Below are 1,617 nucleotides of genomic sequence, written 5' to 3'. Positions count from 1 at the left end.
TCAGCTCGATTGGGTATATTCCACCGGCTGAAGCTGAGGTGAACTACTACCGGCAACTAGCCGAGAGCAACGAGACCGAGGTCTCAACTTAAACCAACCAGCCTCCACGATACCCGGGGCGATTCATCAGGGCTAATGTATTCCGAGAAGTGCCGCATTTTGGATTGTGGAAAATTTTGACCATATCAATTCTTAATGACTGTGGAGGTGGTCTGACTTCAATAATGAATGAAGGAACAAGCCGAGGAATCCGCCAACTATTTGAGCAACAACAAAAGCTGGAACGTCAAATGGTGTGATACCTGCAAATGTGTTGCTGAACATGCGACCGAACGCAGCTGCTGGATTCGCAAAAGATGTACTAGCAGTGAACCAATATGCTGCGCCGATATAGCAAGCAACAATAGTTGATGCCTTACCTTCGGGGGAGCGCAAGATCACAAATAGCAAGCCACATGTAGCTACTGCCTCAGCAAACCACTGTGCAGGACCAGTTCTCACTTTCGTGGACCATTGCAGTATTTCGAGATCAAACATTGCATGAGCCGCCCACGCGCCCAATGCAGCACCTGTGAGCTGAGCGATCACATAGCCCACCAAGTGATGACGGGCCAAATCTTTGCGATAGGCCATGACCATCGACACAACTGGATTGAAATGCGCACCACTGACTGGCCCTAGTGTTTCAATCAACACATAAAGAGCAAAGACAGTGGCAAGCGTATTGGCCAAAAGAGCAACGGCTGTGTTCCCGTCTGCCAATTGCTCGGCCATGATGCCTGAGCCGATTACGGCACACAACAAGGCTGCTGTGCCAATTAGCTCAGCAAAATATCTTCTCCAATGAATCATTTTGTTGCGAGATCTCGAGCTGTATTTTCCAAAGCCATCTTGCTGAGACTTGTTAAAGGCAGACTTGTAAACAGATCCAGGCGTCTTTTGATTTGATGAAGCGTTTGCTTGAAAGCTTCTTGTTTTTGTTCTTCAGTGCCCACTGTCTCTGAAGGATCTGCATAACCCCAATGCGCGGTTGCAGGTTGACCAGGCCAATAGGGACAAACTTCGCCAGCTGCGTTGTCGCAAACTGTGATCACCAAATCCATATGCGGTGCATCAGGTGTAGCAAAAACATCCCAACTTTTGCTAGTCAATCCTTCGGTTGAAACACCAGCTTTTTCTAACGTAGCAATCGTCATTGGGTTAGGAGTTTGATCTTTAGCTGGGCTGCTACCGGCAGAGAAAGCCTTGAACTTTCCATGACCTATATGGTTGAGTAATGCTTCAGCCAAGATGCTGCGAGCAGAGTTGTGGGTACATAGAAAAAGTACGTTCAATGGTTTGTCTTCAGTCACTTTGGATTCCTTAGGTTTAGCAGGTTTTGCAAATATCCTCAGGGCTGACCTCGCAGGGCTCCCCTTGGCAACAGTTTTGGGTCAGGAAGGACAACACTGCATTCATGCGGTCGTACTGCGCCCGATAAATCAGGTTGCTGGCATTCCCCCAAATTAGTAGACAAATAATGATGTCAAAACTGAATTGGAGCCATGCAAATGCAACGAACGAAATATGCCGCCGAGTTCAAGTCCGAGGCGGTCAAACAAGTCATCGATAAAGGTC

General features: G+C 47.7%; 2 protein-coding genes. Both read right to left on the bottom strand.

The window, feature by feature from the left end; translation table 11 throughout:
- Positions 1 to 192 precede the first annotated feature (192 nt).
- Entirely contained in the window at positions 193 to 852 is a 660-nt protein-coding gene (locus tag B9Z43_RS16950; protein WP_019428038.1) for an MIP/aquaporin family protein, read from the bottom strand.
- Positions 849 to 1,352: an arsenate reductase ArsC gene (locus B9Z43_RS16945; protein WP_026039748.1), complete on the bottom strand. Its 504-nt coding sequence runs from the start codon at positions 1,350 to 1,352 to the stop codon at positions 849 to 851. The genes B9Z43_RS16950 and B9Z43_RS16945 overlap by 4 nt, the downstream gene beginning before the upstream one ends.
- Positions 1,353 to 1,617: the final 265 nt, after the last annotated feature.

It is taken from the genome of Limnohabitans sp. MMS-10A-192, from assembly GCF_003063335.1.
In the GTDB taxonomy this organism is placed as follows: Bacteria; Pseudomonadota; Gammaproteobacteria; order Burkholderiales; family Burkholderiaceae_C; genus Limnohabitans_A.
Note: the sequence above shows the minus strand (reverse complement) of the source record. Positions and strands in the feature narration are given on the sequence as shown.

Bases quoted from the DNA above. Each gene is read 5' to 3' on its own strand.
- B9Z43_RS16950 (WP_019428038.1), bottom strand. From the start codon at position 852: ATGATTCATTGGAGAAGATATTTTGCTGAGCTAATTGGCACAGCAGCC.